This window comes from Streptomyces stoeckheimensis, from assembly GCF_045822005.1.
Taxonomy (GTDB): Bacteria; Actinomycetota; Actinomycetes; order Streptomycetales; family Streptomycetaceae; genus Streptomyces; species Streptomyces stoeckheimensis.
On sequence record NZ_CP169550.1, the window covers coordinates 1874059 to 1889785 of the forward strand.

The following is a 15727-nucleotide window of genomic DNA, read 5'->3' on the forward strand; positions in this document are numbered from 1 at the left end:
GCCTGACACCAGGATCCGCGACCGGCCATAGGACGCGCCTGAGGATCACGGGCCGCGGGGACAATCGACGGCCTAGACCTCCAGGTCGACGACGACCGGCGCGTGGTCGGAGGCGCCCTTGCCCTTGCGCTCCTCGCGGTCCACGTAGGAGTCGGTGACGGCCTTGGTGAAGGCCTCGTTCCCGTAGACCAGGTCGATGCGCATGCCGCGGTTCTTCGGGAAGGCCAGCATCCGGTAGTCCCAGAAGGTGTACGGCCGGTCGTACTTGAGCGCGCGCGGGAAGACGTCGGAGAGCCCGGCCGCGCGCAGGGCCTCCAGGGCGGCGCGCTCGGCGGGGGTGACGTGGGTGAGGCCCTCGAAGACGGCCGGGTCGTAGACGTCCTCGTCGGTCGGGGCCACGTTGAAGTCGCCGAGCACCGCGAAGGGGCGCTCCCCCGCCGCGTCCTCGGCGACGGCGGCGGACAGGGCCCGGAACCAGTCCAGCTTGTAGCCGTAGTGGTCGTGCTCGACCTCGCGCCCGTTGGGCACGTACACCGACCAGACGCGCACGCCGCCGCAGGTGGCGGAGATGGCGCGGGGCTCCTGGACGCCTTCGTAGTCGGGCCCGCCGGGCAGGCCGGTGACCACGTCCTCCAGGCCGACCTTGGAGATCAGGGCCACGCCGTTCCAGCGTCCGGTGGCGTTGACCGCCGACTCGTAACCCAGCGCGCGGAGCTCCTCGTACGGGAACTGCTCCGCGGAGCACTTGGTCTCCTGGATGCACACGACATCGGTGCCGGAGCTCTCCAGCCAGGCCAGCAGGCGCGGCAGCCGGGCGGTGATCGAGTTGACGTTGAACGTGGCGATACGCATGCCGTCCAACCTACCGCCCGGCACCGACAGTCACAGTTCGGTGGCGTTCCCGGCGGTGAGTCGTTCGTACGCGGCGCCGCCGAGGTTGCCGATCTGGTTGGCGTAGACCGGCAGGATGAGGTCGGTCAGACCGGCGTCGTGGATGGCGAGGGTCTGGCGCGGCTTGACCTCGCGGACGTAGTCGATCACCTCGGCGATCTTGTTCCAGGGCGCGTGCACCGGGAGCATGAGGGTCTCGACGGGGGTCGCGGGCACGGTCAGCGCGTCCCCGGGGTGGAAGACGGACGCGTCCACCAGGTAGCCGACGTTCGTGATCCGCGGGATGTCCGGGTGGATCACGGCGTGCAGTTCGCCGTACACCTGGACCTCGAAGCCCGCCGCGCTGAAGGCGTCCCCGTGGCCCACGGTGTGGACACGCCCGGGATAGGCGGGAGCCAGCTTCTCCGCGACGCTGCGCAGGGTCCAGAGCTGCGCCGCCGGGTTCGCGTCGAGGGCGGCGCGGACCCGGCCCTCGTCGAAGTGGTCGAAGTGCTCGTGGGTGACGAGCAGGGCGTCGGCGCCGAGGCCGGCGTCCGGTTCGCTGAAGGCGCCCGGGTCGATGACGAGCACGCGCCCGTCCTTCTCCAGCTGGACGCAGGAGTGCAGCCGCTTGGTGAGCTTCATGATCCAAGGCTAGCGGCGCGGGCACCGCCGCGCGGTGGGAAGACGGAGCCGACCGGATTCGAACCGGTGTCCTCGCAGTTTTGGAGACCGCGCGCGACGACCTCTGCGCTACGGCCCCGCCCCCGGGCGCACTGTACCCGCGGGGCGGCGGGTGTGGCGCGGCCGGCCCGTCCCGGGGTTTAGGGCACTGCCGTGGAGACCACGTAGACCTTGGGGTATCCGGGGTGGCTCAGGTCCACGGTGATGTCGCGGGTGGGCCGGGGGTCCGGCGCGTCCAGGGTGATCCCGTACCAGCTGCCCTTCGAGCCCCAGCGCCAGCCCGCGGACGCGGTGTCGCTCGGGGAGATCGACACCCCGCGGGTCAGGTCCTCCCGGCTGGTGCCGATCTCGGCGAGGAAGGTGTCGAGCTCCTCCGGGGTGACCCCGAACTGCACGTACAGGCGGCTGGTGTGCCAGTTGTTGGTCTCCAGGTACCCGACCCGCGAGGCCTTCACCGGGATCGGGACCTCGTAGATGCTGCGCTGCACCTTGGAGGGCCAGCCGGTGCGGACCTTGGCGGCGCCGACCTTGGCGGCCTTGTCGCGGCCGCTCTGGCGGCTCTGCTGGGCGGAGACGGCGAGGTAGCCCGCCGGGACGCCGACCAGCAGCAGGATGATGATCGCCGTGATCCAGCGGCGCCGCACCACGTGCTTGCGGTCCTCGGCGGGGATGGGCGCGCCGGACCCCGCGTCGGGAGACGGGGCCTGGCGGGGCAAGGAGGGCGGTGTCACTGCTGGTCCTGGTCCTCGGGGCCGGTGGTGGTGTCGCGCCGGCCGAACTGCGCATAGCGCTCGTACCGCTCGACGCGCCGGCGCGTGGCACGGCGGAAGCGGCGGGCGACCAGTCGGGAGAGGTCGGCGGCGCCGACCATGCCGGCCTCGGGGCCGAGCTGGGCCTTGGCGATGCGGGCCTCGGGGCGGTAGCCGCGGCCGGTGAGGTGCCGGCGGAAGGCGTCGCGGGCGGGGCCGATCAGCAGGTCGTCGGCGGCGCTGACGCCGCCCCCGATGACGAAGCAGGAGGGGTCGAGGGCCGCCGCGAGGTTGGCGATGCCGACGCCGAGCCACTGGCCGATGTCCTGGAGGAGCTCGACGCACATGGCGTCGCCCTCGCGGGCCAGCTCGGTGATGAGCGGCCCGGTGATCTCGTGGACGTTGCCGCCGACCCGGGCGATGAGGTTGTGCGCGACCGGGGAGTCGGCGGCGGCCAGCTCGCGGGCCTCGCGGACCAGGGCGTTGCCGGAGCTGTACTGCTCCCAGCAGCCGCGGTTGCCGCAGGGGCACCGGTGGCCCCCGGGGACCACCTGCATGTGGCCGAACTCGCCGGCGACCCCGTAGCGGCCGCGCTTGACCTGGCCGCCTTCGAGGATGGCCCCGCCGATCCCGGTGCCCAGGGTGATCATGACCAGGTGGTCCTCGCCCCGGCCGGCGCCGAAGCGCCACTCGGCCCAGGCGGCGGTGTTGGCATCGTTGTCGACCATGACCGGGACCGCGAGCCGTGACTGGAGGGCGTCGCGCAGCGGTTCGTCGCGCCAGGCCAGGTGCGGGGCGAACAGCACGCGGGAGCGGTCGGCGTCGACCCAGCCGGCGGCGCCGATGCCCACGGCGTGCACGTCGTGCCGGTCGGAGAGGTCGAGGACCAGCTCGACGATGGTGTCCTCGACCACCTTGGGGCTCTTGGACTTGTCCGGGGTCTCGGTCCGGATCTTCTCCAGGATGACCCCGTCGGCGTCGACGACCCCGGCCATCACCTTGGTGCCGCCGATGTCGATGCCGACGGTCGGAACGCGCGGGGCGGTCAGGTGCGACCGGCGCTCACGGGTCCCGATGGTCCGCAGGACGGTGCCTCGCGCCGCCCCCCGGTGGGCGAGCGTGAAGTCCCGGTACGTGCTCATCGAGTCGTGTCGTCCCTCAGGATGCGGCAGGGCCCGCAGTGGGGCCGGATGCCTGGTCGGATGGAGTGGCCGATGGGGAGGCGGATGCGCTGTCAGGTCCTGATTCTGCCACTCGCTCCAGTTCGTGGCTCAGTTCGTCGAGCTCGGAGCCGCCCGCCATCTGCCGCGTGAGCTCGTCCAGGGTGATCGAGTCACGGGTGTGACTGCCCGCCATGGTGCCTCGCTTGAGCAGCACGAACCGGTCCCCGACCAGGTGGGCGTGGTGCGGATTGTGCGTGATCAGGACCACGCCGAGGCCCGCGTCACGGGCCGCGGCGACGTACTTGAGGACCACCCCGGACTGTTTGACGCCGAGGGCGGCGGTGGGCTCGTCGAGCACGAGGACCTTCGCGCCGAAGTGGACGGCGCGGGCGATGGCCACGCACTGCCGCTCGCCGCCGGACAGGGTGCCGATGGGCTGGTCCACGTCGCGCAGGTCGATGCCCATGCGCAGCAGCTCGGCGCGGGTGGTCCGGCGCATGAGCTCCACGTCGAGGCGGCGGAAGGGGCCGCGGCCCTTGGTGGGCTCGGAGCCGAGGAAGAAGTTGCGCCAGACGGGCATGAGCGGGACCACGGCGAGGTCCTGGTAGACGGTGGCGATGCCTCGGTCGAGGGCGGCGCGCGGGTTGGCGAGGACGGTCTCCTCGCCCTCGATCTCGAAGGTGCCGGCGTCGTGCCGGTGCAGCCCCGCGATGATCTTGATGAGGGTGGACTTGCCCGCGCCGTTGTCGCCGAGGACACAGGTGATCTCGCCGGCCGAGACCTCCAGGGAGACGTCCTGGAGGGCGCGGATGTTGCCGTAGTACTTGCTGACCTCGGTCAGCTTCACCAGAGCCGGTGCGGTCTCGGACATCACTTCGCCTCCGCCCGCTTGCGGACCCATGCGTTGAGCAGCGTGGCCAGCAGCAGCATCGCGCCGAGGAAGAACTTGAACCAGTCCGGGTTCCACTGGGCGTACACGATGCCGTTGCTGGTCATGCCGAAGATGAAGGCGCCCACGGCGGAGCCGATGGCCGAACCGTAGCCGCCGGTCATCAGACAGCCGCCGATGACGGCCGCGATGATGTAGAGGAACTCGTTGCCGACTCCCTCGCCCGACTGGACCACGTCGAACGAGAAGAGGATGTGCTGGCCGGAGATCCAGGCGCACAGGGCGACGCCCATGTACAGGCCGATACGGGTCTTCACGACCGGTACGCCGGTGGCCCGGGCGGCGTCCGCGCCGCCGCCGACGGCGAAGATCCAGTTCCCGGCGCGGGTGCGCAGCAGGATCCAGGTGGCCACGGCGACCAGGAGCAGCCACCACAGGATGGTGACCTTGAGGGTGACCGAGCCGAAGGTCCACTGCGAGGCGAAGAGCGCGCGGGCGGAGGAGAAGCCCTCCATGTCGGCGATGGTCTTGGTGGAGACCGAGCCGCTGATCAGCTTGGTGAAGCCGAGGTTCAGTCCGGTCAGCATCAGGAAGGTGCCGAGCGTGATGATGAAGCTGGGCAGTTTCGTGCGGGTCAGCATGAACCCGTTGAAGAACCCGATCCCCAGGGTGACCAGCAGCGATACGAGAACGCCCACCCAGACGTTGGCGGTCATCTGGTAGCTGAACATCGAGCTGAGCAGCGCCGACGAGGTGACCATGACCCCGGCGGACAGGTCGAACTCGCCGCCGATCATGAGCAGGGCCACCGGGACGGCCATGATGCCGATCGTGGAGGCCGAGTACAGGATCGTGCTCAGGCTGGAGGCCCGCAGGAAGCTGTCTGCGGCGAAGGAGAAGAAGACGAAGACGGCGGCCGCGCCGACCACCGCACCGAGCTCGGGCCGGCCGAGCAGGCGGCGCAGCAGCGAGGTGGGTGCGAGCCGCTCGTCGCGCGGGGCGGGGGCCCGGGTGCCGGTGGCGGTGCTCATCGGCTGCCCCGGTTGATGAACTTCTCCAGCGTGGCCGCCTCGGCCCCCGTGACGATCTGCGGGCCGGTGAGTACCGGGCGGCCGCCGCCGAGCACGTCGGCGTTGTAGCGGTAGAGCCAGAGCAGGTCCACGGCCTCGTAGCCCTGGAGGTAGGGCTGCTGGTCGACGGCGAATCCGAGGGCGCCGGACTTCAGGTCGCGGGCCACGGAGGCGTTCAGGTCGAAGGTGTCGACCTCGGCCTTGCTGCCCGCCGCGTCCTTGGCCTTGACGGCCGTGGGGGCGAAGGGCGCGCCGAGGGTGAGGATCGCGTCGATGGAGGGGTCGGCCTGGAGCTTGGCCTGGAGGGCGGACTGGACGGACGGCATGTTGGTGCCCTCGACGTACAGGTTCTCCATGGTCCCGCCGGACTCGCCGAAGGTCTTCTTCGCTCCGGCGCAGCGCTGCTCGTGGCCGACGTTGCCCTGCTCGTGCAGGACGCAGACGGCCTTCTTGCGGCCGCGCTTGCCCAGCTCGGTGCCGACCGCCTCGCCGGCGATCTCCTCGTCCTGGCCGATGTGGGTGAGCGCCCCGTACGCGGCGGACTGGGCGGATCCGGAGTTGACCGTGATCACCGGGATGCCGGCCTTGACGGCCTTGGCGAGGACGTCCTTGAGCGCCTCGGGCTTGGCGAGGGAGACGATCAGCCCGTCGACCTTCTGGTCGATGGCGTTCTGGACGAACTGGGCCTGCTGCTGTGCCTGGTCGTCGTGGGCGTAGACGAAGTTGATGTTGTCCTTCGCCGCGGCCTCCTTGGCGCCCTTCTGCACGATGTCCCAGAAGGTGTCGCCGTCTCCCGCGTGGGTGACCATCGCGAAGGTCCAGCGCGGAGTGGAGACGGCGGGCCGGCCCGCCGCCTCGGCCTTCGCGCGGTCCTCGGCGCGCTTGCCGCCCGTACTGCTGCAGCCCACGAGGGAGGCACCCAGTACCGCCGCGAGCACCGCGCCCACGAGGCGTACCCCTGTCCGAACCCTAGCCACGTCTGCCCGTGCCTTTCGTCAAAACGGTCATATGTTTCAAGCCGCAGCCGCCCAGTATCCGTCACAGTGCACCATGCAAGGTCATCGGGGCCATTGCGGACCGTGCCGGACACAGCGGGACAGATTGACAGCTCCCCCGGACGGGGCCACGTTGAGTGCATGCGCATCGGGCTCATCGGAACGGGCCGGATCGGTTCCTTCCACGCGGCGGCACTGGCACGCCAGGCGGACGCGGGATCGCTCCTGCTCGCCGACGCCGACCCCGCGCGGGCGGTGCGCCTCGCCGACCGGCTCGGGGCCACCGCCGCACCCACCGTCGAGCAGATCTTCACCTGGGGCGTGGACGCACTGGTGGTGTCCTGTGCCACCGAGGGGCACGCGGACCTCGTCGTACGGGCGGTCCGCGGCGGGCTGCCGGTGTTCTGCGAGAAGCCGGTGGCCCCGGACCTGGACCGCACCCTGGCGGTGCTGCGCGAGGTGGCGGCGGTCGGCGGGGTGCTCCAGCTCGGGTTCATGCGCCGCTTCGACGCGGGCTACACGACGGCGCGCGAGCTGGTCCGCTCCGGGGCCCTGGGCCGGCTGCACACCGTACGGACCACGACCGCGGATCCCTCGCCGCCGACCGCCGAGTACCTGCGGACCTCGGGCGGGCTGTACCGGGACTGCCTGGTGCACGACTTCGACATGGTCCGCTGGGTGACGGGGCACGAGGTGAGCGAGGTGTACGCGACCGGGTCGGACGCGGGGCCGGCGCGGTTCCGGGAGGCGGGTGACATCGACACCGCCACCGCCGTCCTCACCCTCGACGACGGGACGCTGGTCTCCAGTACGGGTACGCGGTGCAACGGCGCCGGGTACGACGTACGGATGGAGCTGGCCGGGGAGCTGGACCAGGTGTCCACGGGGCTGGACGACCGTACGCCGATCGCCTCCACCGAACCGCAGGGCCCGCCCCCGGCGACCAAACCGTGGCCGGGGTTCCTGGAACGCTTCGCTCCCGCCTACGAGGCGGAGCTGGAGGCCTTCGTCCGGCTGGTGCGGGGCGAGGGCCCCAATCCGTGCGACGGCGTCGAGGCACTCGCCGCGTTCCGGGTGGCGGAGGCCTGTGAGCTCTCGCGGCGCGAGCGGCGCCCGGTGGCCATGGAGGAGCTCCCGGATCTCTGAGGCCGGCAGCCGGGTGCCCGGGGTCCGTAAGCCGGCCGGCGTCACGCCCGTCCCGCGCACGCCCGCTACCAGCGCACCGGGTGGCGGGTGGTCCCCCGGACCAGGGTCCCCGGCGCCCATTCCAGGGCGGCCGGCTCCTCCCGGAGGTCCGGGAATCGCTCCAGGAGGGAGCGGATCGCGATCCGGCCCTCCAGCCGGCCGAGCGGGGCGGCGACGCAGTGGTGGATGCCGTGTCCGAAGGCGATGTGCCCGCCGCGGACGGGGCGGCGGATGTCGAAGGTGTCGGGGCGCTCGAAGCGGGCGGGGTCCCGATCCGCCGCGGCGAGGCAGACGAGGATGGCGGAGCCCGCCTCGATGAAGGTGTCGCCGATCTCCAGGTCCGCGCCGGCGAAGCGGAACGTGGCCGTCTCCACCGGGCCGTCGTAGCGCAGGATCTCCTCGACGGCGCCGTCGATCAGTCCGCCGGGGTCGGCGCGCAGCGCGGCGAGCTGGTCGGGGTGGGTGAGCAGCGCCCGCATCCCGTTGGAGATCAGGTGCACCGTGGTCTCGTGCCCGCCGACCATCATCAGGACGGCCATGGCGACCAGCTCCTGCCGGGAGAGCCGGTCTCCCCCGTCCAGCCGGCTGGTCACCCAGTCGCTGAGCAGGTCCTCACCGGGACGGGCCATCCTGGCGTCGACGAGCCCGGCCGTGTAGGCGGTCATGGCGCGCACGGCCGCGTTCTCGGCCTCGACCCCGGTGGGTGAGACCATCTCGGTGATCCAGCCGTGGAAGGCGCCGCGGTCGGCCTCCGGAACCCCCAGGAGCTCGCAGATCACGGTCATGGGCAGCGGCCGGGCGAAAGCCTCGATCAGGTCGGCGCGGCGCTCGGGGAGGGCCTCCATGCCGTCGAGCAGTCCGTCGACGATCTCCTGGATGCGCGGGCGCAGCCCTTCGATCCGGCCGGAGGCGAAGGAGCGGGAGACGTGCCGGCGCAGCCGGGTGTGGTCGGGCGGGTCGGCGCGCATCATGTTGGCGCTGGCCTCGGTCCGTTCCCGGTCCGTGTAGAGCCCGGAGGTCAGCCAGTTCTTGGACACCGCGGGGTGGGTGAGGGCCTGGCGGGCCTCCTGGTAACCGACGATCAACCAGACCTCCTGGCCGTCCGCCGCCTTCACCCGGTGGACGGGCCCCTCGGCACGCAGGCGCGCGTAGTGGGGGTACGGGTTTTCGTTGAAGTCTTCGGCGATCGTGCTGAGGTCCAGAACGGGCATGTAGCCACCCTAGACGGGGAGTTGATCGCTCCGGAGCGCCTTTCGGCCATTCGTTCAGCCAGCCGCGCGCCGCCCCCAGGCGGTCCCCGCGAGCACCAGCGCGACCCCCGCGAATCCGGCCGCGCCGAGCCGCTCGCCGCCGATGGCGATGCCCGCGGCCGCGGCCCACAGGGGTTCGGTGCCGAGCAGCAGGCTGACGCGCGAGGGGGAGGTGCGGCGGACGGCCCACATCTGCACGAAGAAGGCGAACAGGGTGCAGAAGACGGAGAGGAAGGCGAGCCCGGCCCACTCGGCCGGGCCGAAGTCGGCGGCGGCCGCCCAGGGGCTCGCGCCGGTGCCGGGCAGCAGGGCCAGTACGGCGAACACGGCGACGGCGGTCCCGAGCTGGACGGTGGTCAGGGAGAGCGAGTCGGCTTCCTGCACGGCCTTGATCCGGGCCATGAGCAGGACGTGCGCCGTCCGGGCGAGCGCGGCGCCGAGGATGAGGAAGTCGCCGAGGCTCGGGGTGGTGAAGCCCGCCCCCTGGGTGAGCAGCACGACTCCGCAGACGGAGACGGCCGCTGCGCCGAGGAAGGCGGGCGAGGGGGCCGCGCGCCGGACGGCCGATTCGGCGAGCGGGGTGAAGATCATGGTCAGGCTGATGATGAGCCCGGCGTTGGTGGCGGAGGTGTGGACGACCCCGTAGGTCTCCAGCAGGAAGATTCCGCCGAGTACGAGTCCCAGGACCCCGGCGCCGCGCAGCTGGGCGGGGGTGAGCGTGCGCAGCTTTCGCCGGCCGGCGACGGCCAGGACGGGCAGGACCAGCGCGAAGCGCAGGACGAGCACCGCGATCACGGTGTGCGTGGTGGTGACGCCCTTGGCGGCGAGGTAGCTGCCGCCCCAGACGACGGCGACGAGCAGGACCGGCAGATCCGCGAGCCAGGCCCTGCGGGGGGCGGCGACGGAAGCGGGGGCGGCGATGGTGGACACCGGTTCTCCAACGGCAGAAGGCAGGTGGAGACTTCGGCGGCTCGCACGGGGGATTGGGCCCAAGCTACCCGAGCATGATCGGCCGGTCGAGCCTTTTGCTCCCCCTGACGCCGGGCCCCGCCCCGCCCGGCCCGCTTGCGGGCGGAGCGGGGCCCGGCGTCAGGCGAAGGTGCCGAACGCGGCGCGCCCCGTCGGCCGGTAGGTGTGGATGGCCGTGCCGGCCGAGGTGGTGCGGGAGCCCGTCAGCTCGAAGGCCGTCGGCAGGCCGCCCGTCGGGAACAGCCGACGTCCGCCGCCCAGGAAGACGGGGAAGACCAGCAGGTTCAGCTCCTCCACCAGGTCCCGCGCCAGCAGCCACTGCGCCAGCGCGCCGCTGCCGTGCACTTGCAGCTCCCCCTCGGTCGCGTCCTTGACCCGTACGACCTCGCTCTGCAGCTGCTCCCCGTCGATCGCGGTGGCGGGGCCCCAGGCGGGCTCCTTGAGCGTGGTCGAGGCCACGTACTTGGGCAGCCGGTTCAGCTTGCTCGCGACCGGGTCGGCGGGGTCGTCGTGCTGCGGCCAGTACGAGGCGAAGATCTCGTAGGTCCGGCGGCCGAGCAGGAAGGCCCCGGCCCGGTCGAAGACCTCGGTGACGAACTCCCCCATGCCTTCGTCGGCGAAGGGCACGAGCCACCCGCCGTACGCGAACCCGCCGCTGGGGTCCTCCTCCGGGCCCCCCGGGGCCTGCATCACGCCGTCGAGGGTCAGGAAGGTGGTGAGGGTCAGCTTTCCCATGGCACTGCGCTCCTTGGCTCCGGTACGTCCACTGTCACGGGTTCAGACTCCCGGGCCGCCGGGAACTCACCGCTCCGGCGCGCGCGAACGCGATGTCCGTTTCCCGCCAGCGGCGTTGCCCCCCGGGCGATTTCATTGAACCCGCAACCAACTGACGCGGGAGGAACACCATGAACGGCAACGCAGTGGCCCTGGTGACGGGTGGCAGCAGGGGAATCGGCGCGGCGACCGCGCTGCGGCTGGCCCGGGACGGGGCCGACGTGGCCCTCACCTACGCCGAGGACGCGGAGGCGGCCCGGGCGGTCGTCGGGAAGATCGAGGCGCTCGGCCGCCGCGGCCTGGTCCTGCGCGCCGACGCGGGCGACGCGGAGCGGGCCGCCGGTGCGGTGGAGGAGACGGTACGGAGCCTCGGCCGGCTCGACGTCCTGGTCAACAACGCCGGGGTCGGCGTGCTCGGCCCCCTGGAGGGACTCACCCTCGCGGAGGTGGACCGGGTCCTCTCGGTCAACGTCCGGGGCGTGTTCCTGGCCTCCCGGGCCGCGGCCGGCCGGATGGGCCGGGGCGGACGGATCATCACCATCGGCAGCTGCATGACCCAGCGGGTGGCGGCCCCGGGCGGCACCCTGTACGCGATGAGCAAGGCGGCGCTGACCGGCCTGACCAAGGCCCTCTCGCGGGAGCTCGGCGAGCGCGGGATCACCGCGAACCTGGTCCACCCGGGCCCGGTGGACACGGACATGAACCCGGCGGACGGCCCCTACGCCGCTTCGCAGTCGGCCGTGACGGCGCTGGGCCGCTTCGGCACCCCGGAGGAGGTGGCCGCCATGGTCTCCTTCCTCGCCGGCCCGGACTCCGCGTACGTCACGGGTGCCGAGTTCTCGGTGGACGGGGGTTATGCGGCGTAGGCCGTCAGGGCTCTCGGGCCATCAGGACTGTCGGGCCGTCAGGGCTCTCGGGCCCGTCAGGGCAGCCAGCGGCCTGCCTTCATCAGGTCGCGGCCGGCGATCTCGTCGACTTCGCGCCAGGCCTGGATCCACACGGGCGTGACGCGGAAGTACGGATAGGGCGTCTTGAGGCCGCTCGGGTCGAAGCCGGAGTGCGCCGCGAAGGCCTCGATCTCGCCGGGTGCGAGCTCCGCCGCCTCCAGCCGGGTCACTGCTCCCTCGACGAGGACCACGTCGCGGGTCGCGCCGAAGGCCAGCCTGGCACGGCCGCTCGCCGCGAGGTTGCGTCCGGTGGGCAGCGTGCGTCCCGTCGACAGCAGGAAGGTCTCCCCGTCCCACCGGAAGGAGAGCGGCACGAGGGTGGCGACGCCTTCGGCGTCCGCCGTGGCGACCCAGACGTCGATGTCGCTCTCGAACCGGGCCAGCGCGTCCTTGCGCCGCTGCTCCGTCGTGCGTGGCGTGCTCTGCTCCATCGTGGCCCCCTGGTGTCCGCCGTGTCCGCCGTAGCGGCAGGCTAGCAACGCCCGCAGGGGCGCACCGTCGAAACGGTGCGCCCCTGCGGGGTGTTCGCGCATGCCCCGGGGGTGTCGGCCCCCGGGGCGGTCACGAGGGTGGCGTCAGCCGCCCAGCTCCTGGTGACGGGCGGTGTGCGCGGCGGTGCCGGCCTCCGTCAGCGCGCCGAAGAGGCGCAGGCGGGAGAAGCCGCCGTCCGGGAAGATGTCGATGCGCACGTGCGTGCCGACCGCCGGGGCGTCGAGCACGAAGCGGTGGTTGGTGTCGGGCTGCAGGCGGGTGCGCGGCAGGAACTCGGTCCACTCGCCCTCCTCGCCCGTCTTGATCGACAGCGAGGCCCAGCCGGCCGAGTTGCCCTTGAGGTACGCGGTGTCGATCTCGACGGCGCGGATCTCGGACTCGGCGACGAGCTGGTAGCGGATCCAGTCGTTGCCGTTGTCGCGGCGACGGGCGGTCTCCCAGCCGTCGTCCATCTTGCGGGACCGGCCCGGGTTGATGGTGTTGGTCGGCGGGGAGTAGAAGCGGTTGGAGGCGTCCTGGACGGAGCCGCCGTTCTCCAGGGCCACCACGTCGAAGGAGCCGAGCGCCTCGAGCCACTTCGGGTCGGGCACGACCTCGCCGTAGACGCGCAGGCGGGCGATGCCGCCGTCGGGGTGCTGGTTCACGCGCAGGTGCGTGAAGCGCTGCTCGACGTCGATCTCGAAGCCGTTGGCCGCGTGGCCGCCGACCGGGGTGCGGGCGACGATGGTCGTCCACTTGATGCCGTCGCCCTGGAGCTCCGCCGGGGTCGGCGCGAGGGCGCCTTCCCAGTTGGTGGCCTCGACGGAGACGGCCTGCGGCATGTTGCCGCGGAAGTGGGCGGTGTCGACGACGATGCCGCGGATGACGCCGGGGGCGCCCAGGCGCACCAGCGCCCAGTCGTGGTCCTCGGGGGTCGGCCAGGGCTGGGTGGCGGAGATGCCGCGGCGGCGGCGGGTCTCCCAGCCGTCCATGACCTTGCCCTTGTGACCGAAGTCCTCGGGGTCGAAGTGCGCGGCCTCGGAGATCAGCAGGTTCTCGCGCTGGGCGAAGAACTCGTCGTTGGCCTCGATGACACCGGCGCCGAGCTCACGGGCGGCGAGGTTCGCGTACTGGGTGAACGGGAAGTCCGCGCTGCGGTAGTCCGCGTACGGGTCGCCGCCTCCGTACGGGTTCGCGTTGCCGGTGAAGGATTCAATCGCCACTGTCAGTTCTGCCTTTCAAGGAGTCGGCCGGTGGGCTCGGACGGGGTGCCGTGGTCGGCGATCTGCGCTCCGCGGAGCCAGGTGGACTTCACGACGCCGTGCAGGGTCTTGCCCGCGTACGCCGTGACCTGGTTGCGGTGGTGCAGGTGGGCCGGGTCCACGGTGAAGGTCTCTTCGGGGGCCAGGACGGCGAAGTCGGCGTCGCGGCCGGCCTCGATGGCGCCCTTGCTCGCCAGACCGGCGAGGGCGGCCGGGGCGGCGGACATCCAGCGGACGACGTCCTCGAGGGTGCGGCCGCGCTTCTTCGCCTCGGTCCAGATGGCCGGAAGGCCCAGCTGGAGGGAGGAGATGCCGCCCCACGCGGTGGCGAAGTCGCCGGTCTTGAGGTCCGCCGTGGAGGGGGAGTGGTCGGAGACGATGCAGTCGATCGTGCCGTCGGCGAGCGCGTCCCACAGGACGTCCTGGTTGGCGGACTCGCGGATGGGCGGGCAGCACTTGAACTCGGTGGCGCCGTCCGGGACTTCCTCGGCCGTGAGGGTGAGGAAGTGCGGGCAGGACTCGACGGTGATCTGCACGCCCTCGGCCTTGGCCGCGGCGATCAGCGGCAGCGCGGAGGCGGAGGACAGGTGCAGGACGTGGACGCGCGCGTTCAGTCGCTTCGCCTGGTCGATCAGGTTCTGGATCGCGGTGTTCTCGGCGTCCTGGGGGCGGGAGGCCAGGAAGTCGGCGTACTTGGGGCCCGCGTTCTGCGGCGCGGACTCCAGGTGGTGCGGGTCCTCGGCGTGCACGATCAGCAGGCCGCCGAAGCCGGTGATCTCGGCGAGCGAGGCGGCCAGCTGCTCCTGGTCGAGGAGGGGGAACTCGTCGACGCCGGAGGGCGACAGGAAGCACTTGAAGCCGAAGACGCCGGCGTCGTGCAGCGGGCGCAGGTCCTTGACGTTGTCCGGGAGCGCACCGCCCCAGAAGCCGACGTCCACGTGCGCCTTGGTCCGGGCCACGTCCTGCTTGACCACCAGGTTGGCGGTGGTCGTGGTCGGCGGCAGCGAGTTCAGCGGCATGTCGAGGATGGTGGTGATGCCACCGGCCGCGGCGGCGCGGGTGGCCGTCCAGAAGCCTTCCCACTCGGTACGACCGGGGTCGTTCACGTGGACGTGGGTGTCGACCAGGCCGGGGAGGAGCACGTCGTCGCCGAAGTCCTCCAGCCGGGCACCGGCCGGTACGTCGGCCTCGTACGGCAGCACGGCCGCGATCTTCCCGCCGGCGACGGCCACCGAAGCGGCACGCGTCCCCTCGGGGGTGATGACGCGCGTCGAGCGCAGTACCAGTTCCACAGCCAGGTCGGACACCGGAACCTCCCCATCTACTTCCACAGAGCGAAATTCAACGTTCTGTTGACGGAGTCTTCACGTCGATCCGGAACCAGTCAAGAGCGCCCGGACGGACCACTGACGACCGCGTATCGCAATTGGATGTTTCCACAGGATGGAATTAAGATTTCGCTATGCAGAATGTAGCTACCACCACCAGGAACCGGACGGGTAACTTCCCGAGGACGTCCGCCACCAGGACAAACCGCCTCTGACCGGCGGGGACGGCATTGCCCCGGCTCTAGGGCCGACGCAGACCGACCGGTAGGCTGCTTGCTTGCCTGCCAGCACCGAAAGGACCGCGCCCGTGCCGACGTCCAGCGCCAGCACCACCGACGCCTCCACCAAGCCCACCGCCGCCAGCGGTGGCGTCCAGTCCCTTGAGCGCGCCTTCGATCTGCTCGAACGCATGGCCGATGCCGGGGGCGAAGTCGGCCTCAGCGAGCTCTCCGCCGCCAGCGGTCTGCCGCTGCCCACCATCCATCGCCTCATGCGCACCCTCGTGGCGTGCGGCTATGTCCGGCAGCAGCCCAATCGACGGTACTCCCTCGGACCCCGGTTGATCCGCCTCGGCGAGTCCGCGTCGCGGCTGCTGGGCACCTGGGCCCGCCCCTACCTGGCGCGTCTGGTGGAGGAAACCGGCGAGACCGCGAACATGGCCCTGCTCGACGGGGACGAGATCGTCTACGTCGCCCAGGTGCCGTCCAAGCACTCGATGCGCATGTTCACCGAGGTCGGGCGCCGGGTGCTGCCGCACTCCACCGGCGTGGGCAAGGCGCTGCTCGCCTACACCCCCGCGGACGAGGTGCGGGCGCTCCTCTCGCGCACCGGGATGCCCGCCGCGACCGAGAAGACCATCACCACCCCCGAGGGCTTCCTGGACGCCCTGGAGGTGGTCCGACGGGTGGGCTACGCCGTCGACGACAACGAGCAGGAAATAGGAGTCCGCTGCCTGGCGGTCTCCGTGCCGAACTCGCCGACCGCCGCCGCGATCTCCATCTCCGGCCCGGCCGGCCGGGTGACCGAGGCGGTGGCCGAGTCCTTCGTGCCGATCCTCCAGGGCGTCGCGGCCGAGCTGTCGGTGGCCCTGCAGAGCCAGAACCCGGCGTAGGCCCTGGCCG

General features: G+C 71.8%; 16 protein-coding genes and 1 tRNA gene. 3 read left to right on the top strand and 14 right to left on the bottom strand.

Annotation, left to right across the window (positions count from 1 at the left end):
* Positions 1 to 72: 72 nt before the first annotated feature.
* The 8 genes from ACE1OC_RS08805 to ACE1OC_RS08840 form a co-directional block, all read right to left on the bottom strand.
* The gene (locus ACE1OC_RS08805; RefSeq protein ID WP_407836539.1) at positions 73 to 852 is read right to left on the bottom strand and encodes an exodeoxyribonuclease III; all 780 of its coding nucleotides are present in this window, start codon (positions 850 to 852) and stop codon (positions 73 to 75) included.
* A gap of 30 nt (positions 853 to 882) precedes the next feature.
* The gene (locus ACE1OC_RS08810) at positions 883 to 1515 is read right to left on the bottom strand and encodes an MBL fold metallo-hydrolase (RefSeq protein ID WP_407836540.1); all 633 of its coding nucleotides are present in this window, start codon (positions 1513 to 1515) and stop codon (positions 883 to 885) included.
* A 43-nt stretch (positions 1516 to 1558) separates the two neighbouring features.
* Positions 1559 to 1633: transfer RNA gene (locus ACE1OC_RS08815), tRNA-Trp, on the bottom strand.
* A 61-nt stretch (positions 1634 to 1694) separates the two neighbouring features.
* Entirely contained in the window at positions 1695 to 2270 is a 576-nt protein-coding gene (locus tag ACE1OC_RS08820; protein WP_407836541.1) for a hypothetical protein, read from the bottom strand.
* Positions 2271 to 2281: 11 nt separating this feature from the next.
* Positions 2282 to 3445: an ROK family glucokinase gene (locus ACE1OC_RS08825; protein ID WP_250740498.1), complete on the bottom strand. Its 1164-nt coding sequence runs from the start codon at positions 3443 to 3445 to the stop codon at positions 2282 to 2284.
* A 16-nt stretch (positions 3446 to 3461) separates the two neighbouring features.
* Positions 3462 to 4367 (bottom strand): ATP-binding cassette domain-containing protein, encoded by a 906-nt coding sequence (locus ACE1OC_RS08830; RefSeq protein WP_407836542.1) that lies wholly within the window; start codon positions 4365 to 4367, stop codon positions 3462 to 3464.
* Entirely contained in the window at positions 4337 to 5386 is a 1050-nt protein-coding gene (locus ACE1OC_RS08835; RefSeq protein ID WP_407836543.1) for an ABC transporter permease, read from the bottom strand. The genes ACE1OC_RS08830 and ACE1OC_RS08835 overlap by 31 nt, the downstream gene beginning before the upstream one ends.
* Positions 5383 to 6402 carry a sugar ABC transporter substrate-binding protein gene (locus tag ACE1OC_RS08840; RefSeq protein WP_407836544.1) on the bottom strand — a complete coding sequence of 340 codons (1020 nt, stop codon included), beginning with the start codon at positions 6400 to 6402 and terminating at the stop codon, positions 5383 to 5385. Before ACE1OC_RS08840 ends, ACE1OC_RS08835 begins: the two co-directional genes overlap by 4 nt.
* 159 nt (positions 6403 to 6561) lie before the next feature.
* Between ACE1OC_RS08840 and ACE1OC_RS08845 the strand changes: the two genes are divergently transcribed.
* Complete coding sequence (locus tag ACE1OC_RS08845; protein ID WP_407836545.1) at positions 6562 to 7566, top strand: Gfo/Idh/MocA family oxidoreductase; 1005 nt, start codon at positions 6562 to 6564, stop codon at positions 7564 to 7566.
* Positions 7567 to 7631: 65 nt separating this feature from the next.
* On the opposite strand, the gene ACE1OC_RS08850 is transcribed toward ACE1OC_RS08845, so the two are convergent.
* The 3 genes from ACE1OC_RS08850 to ACE1OC_RS08860 form a co-directional block, all read right to left on the bottom strand.
* Positions 7632 to 8816, bottom strand: a complete 1185-nt coding sequence (locus tag ACE1OC_RS08850; protein ID WP_407836546.1) for a cytochrome P450 family protein — start codon at positions 8814 to 8816, stop codon at positions 7632 to 7634.
* A 54-nt stretch (positions 8817 to 8870) separates the two neighbouring features.
* Positions 8871 to 9785 carry a DMT family transporter gene (locus tag ACE1OC_RS08855; RefSeq protein WP_407836547.1) on the bottom strand — a complete coding sequence of 305 codons (915 nt, stop codon included), beginning with the start codon at positions 9783 to 9785 and terminating at the stop codon, positions 8871 to 8873.
* 159 nt (positions 9786 to 9944) lie between these two features.
* Positions 9945 to 10559 carry a dihydrofolate reductase family protein gene (locus ACE1OC_RS08860; protein ID WP_407836548.1) on the bottom strand — a complete coding sequence of 205 codons (615 nt, stop codon included), beginning with the start codon at positions 10557 to 10559 and terminating at the stop codon, positions 9945 to 9947.
* A gap of 170 nt (positions 10560 to 10729) precedes the next feature.
* Here ACE1OC_RS08860 and ACE1OC_RS08865 point away from each other — a divergent pair, with 170 nt between their 5' ends.
* A complete protein-coding gene (locus ACE1OC_RS08865; RefSeq protein WP_407836549.1) occupies positions 10730 to 11464 on the top strand; it encodes an SDR family oxidoreductase in 735 nt (244 codons plus the stop codon).
* 56 nt (positions 11465 to 11520) lie between these two features.
* On the opposite strand, the gene ACE1OC_RS08870 is transcribed toward ACE1OC_RS08865, so the two are convergent.
* The 3 genes from ACE1OC_RS08870 to allB form a co-directional block, all read right to left on the bottom strand.
* Positions 11521 to 11976: a pyridoxamine 5'-phosphate oxidase family protein gene (locus tag ACE1OC_RS08870; RefSeq protein WP_407836550.1), complete on the bottom strand. Its 456-nt coding sequence runs from the start codon at positions 11974 to 11976 to the stop codon at positions 11521 to 11523.
* Positions 11977 to 12120: 144 nt separating this feature from the next.
* Positions 12121 to 13239: an allantoicase gene (gene alc / locus ACE1OC_RS08875; protein ID WP_407836551.1), complete on the bottom strand. Its 1119-nt coding sequence runs from the start codon at positions 13237 to 13239 to the stop codon at positions 12121 to 12123.
* A gap of 2 nt (positions 13240 to 13241) precedes the next feature.
* Positions 13242 to 14576, bottom strand: coding sequence for an allantoinase AllB (gene allB / locus ACE1OC_RS08880; RefSeq protein ID WP_407841514.1), 1335 nt, complete (start codon positions 14574 to 14576; stop codon positions 13242 to 13244).
* A 337-nt stretch (positions 14577 to 14913) separates the two neighbouring features.
* On the opposite strand from allB, the gene ACE1OC_RS08885 reads away from it, so the two are divergent.
* On the top strand, positions 14914 to 15717 hold the full coding sequence (locus ACE1OC_RS08885; protein ID WP_250740510.1) for an IclR family transcriptional regulator: 804 nt from the start codon (positions 14914 to 14916) through the stop codon (positions 15715 to 15717).
* Positions 15718 to 15727: the final 10 nt, after the last annotated feature.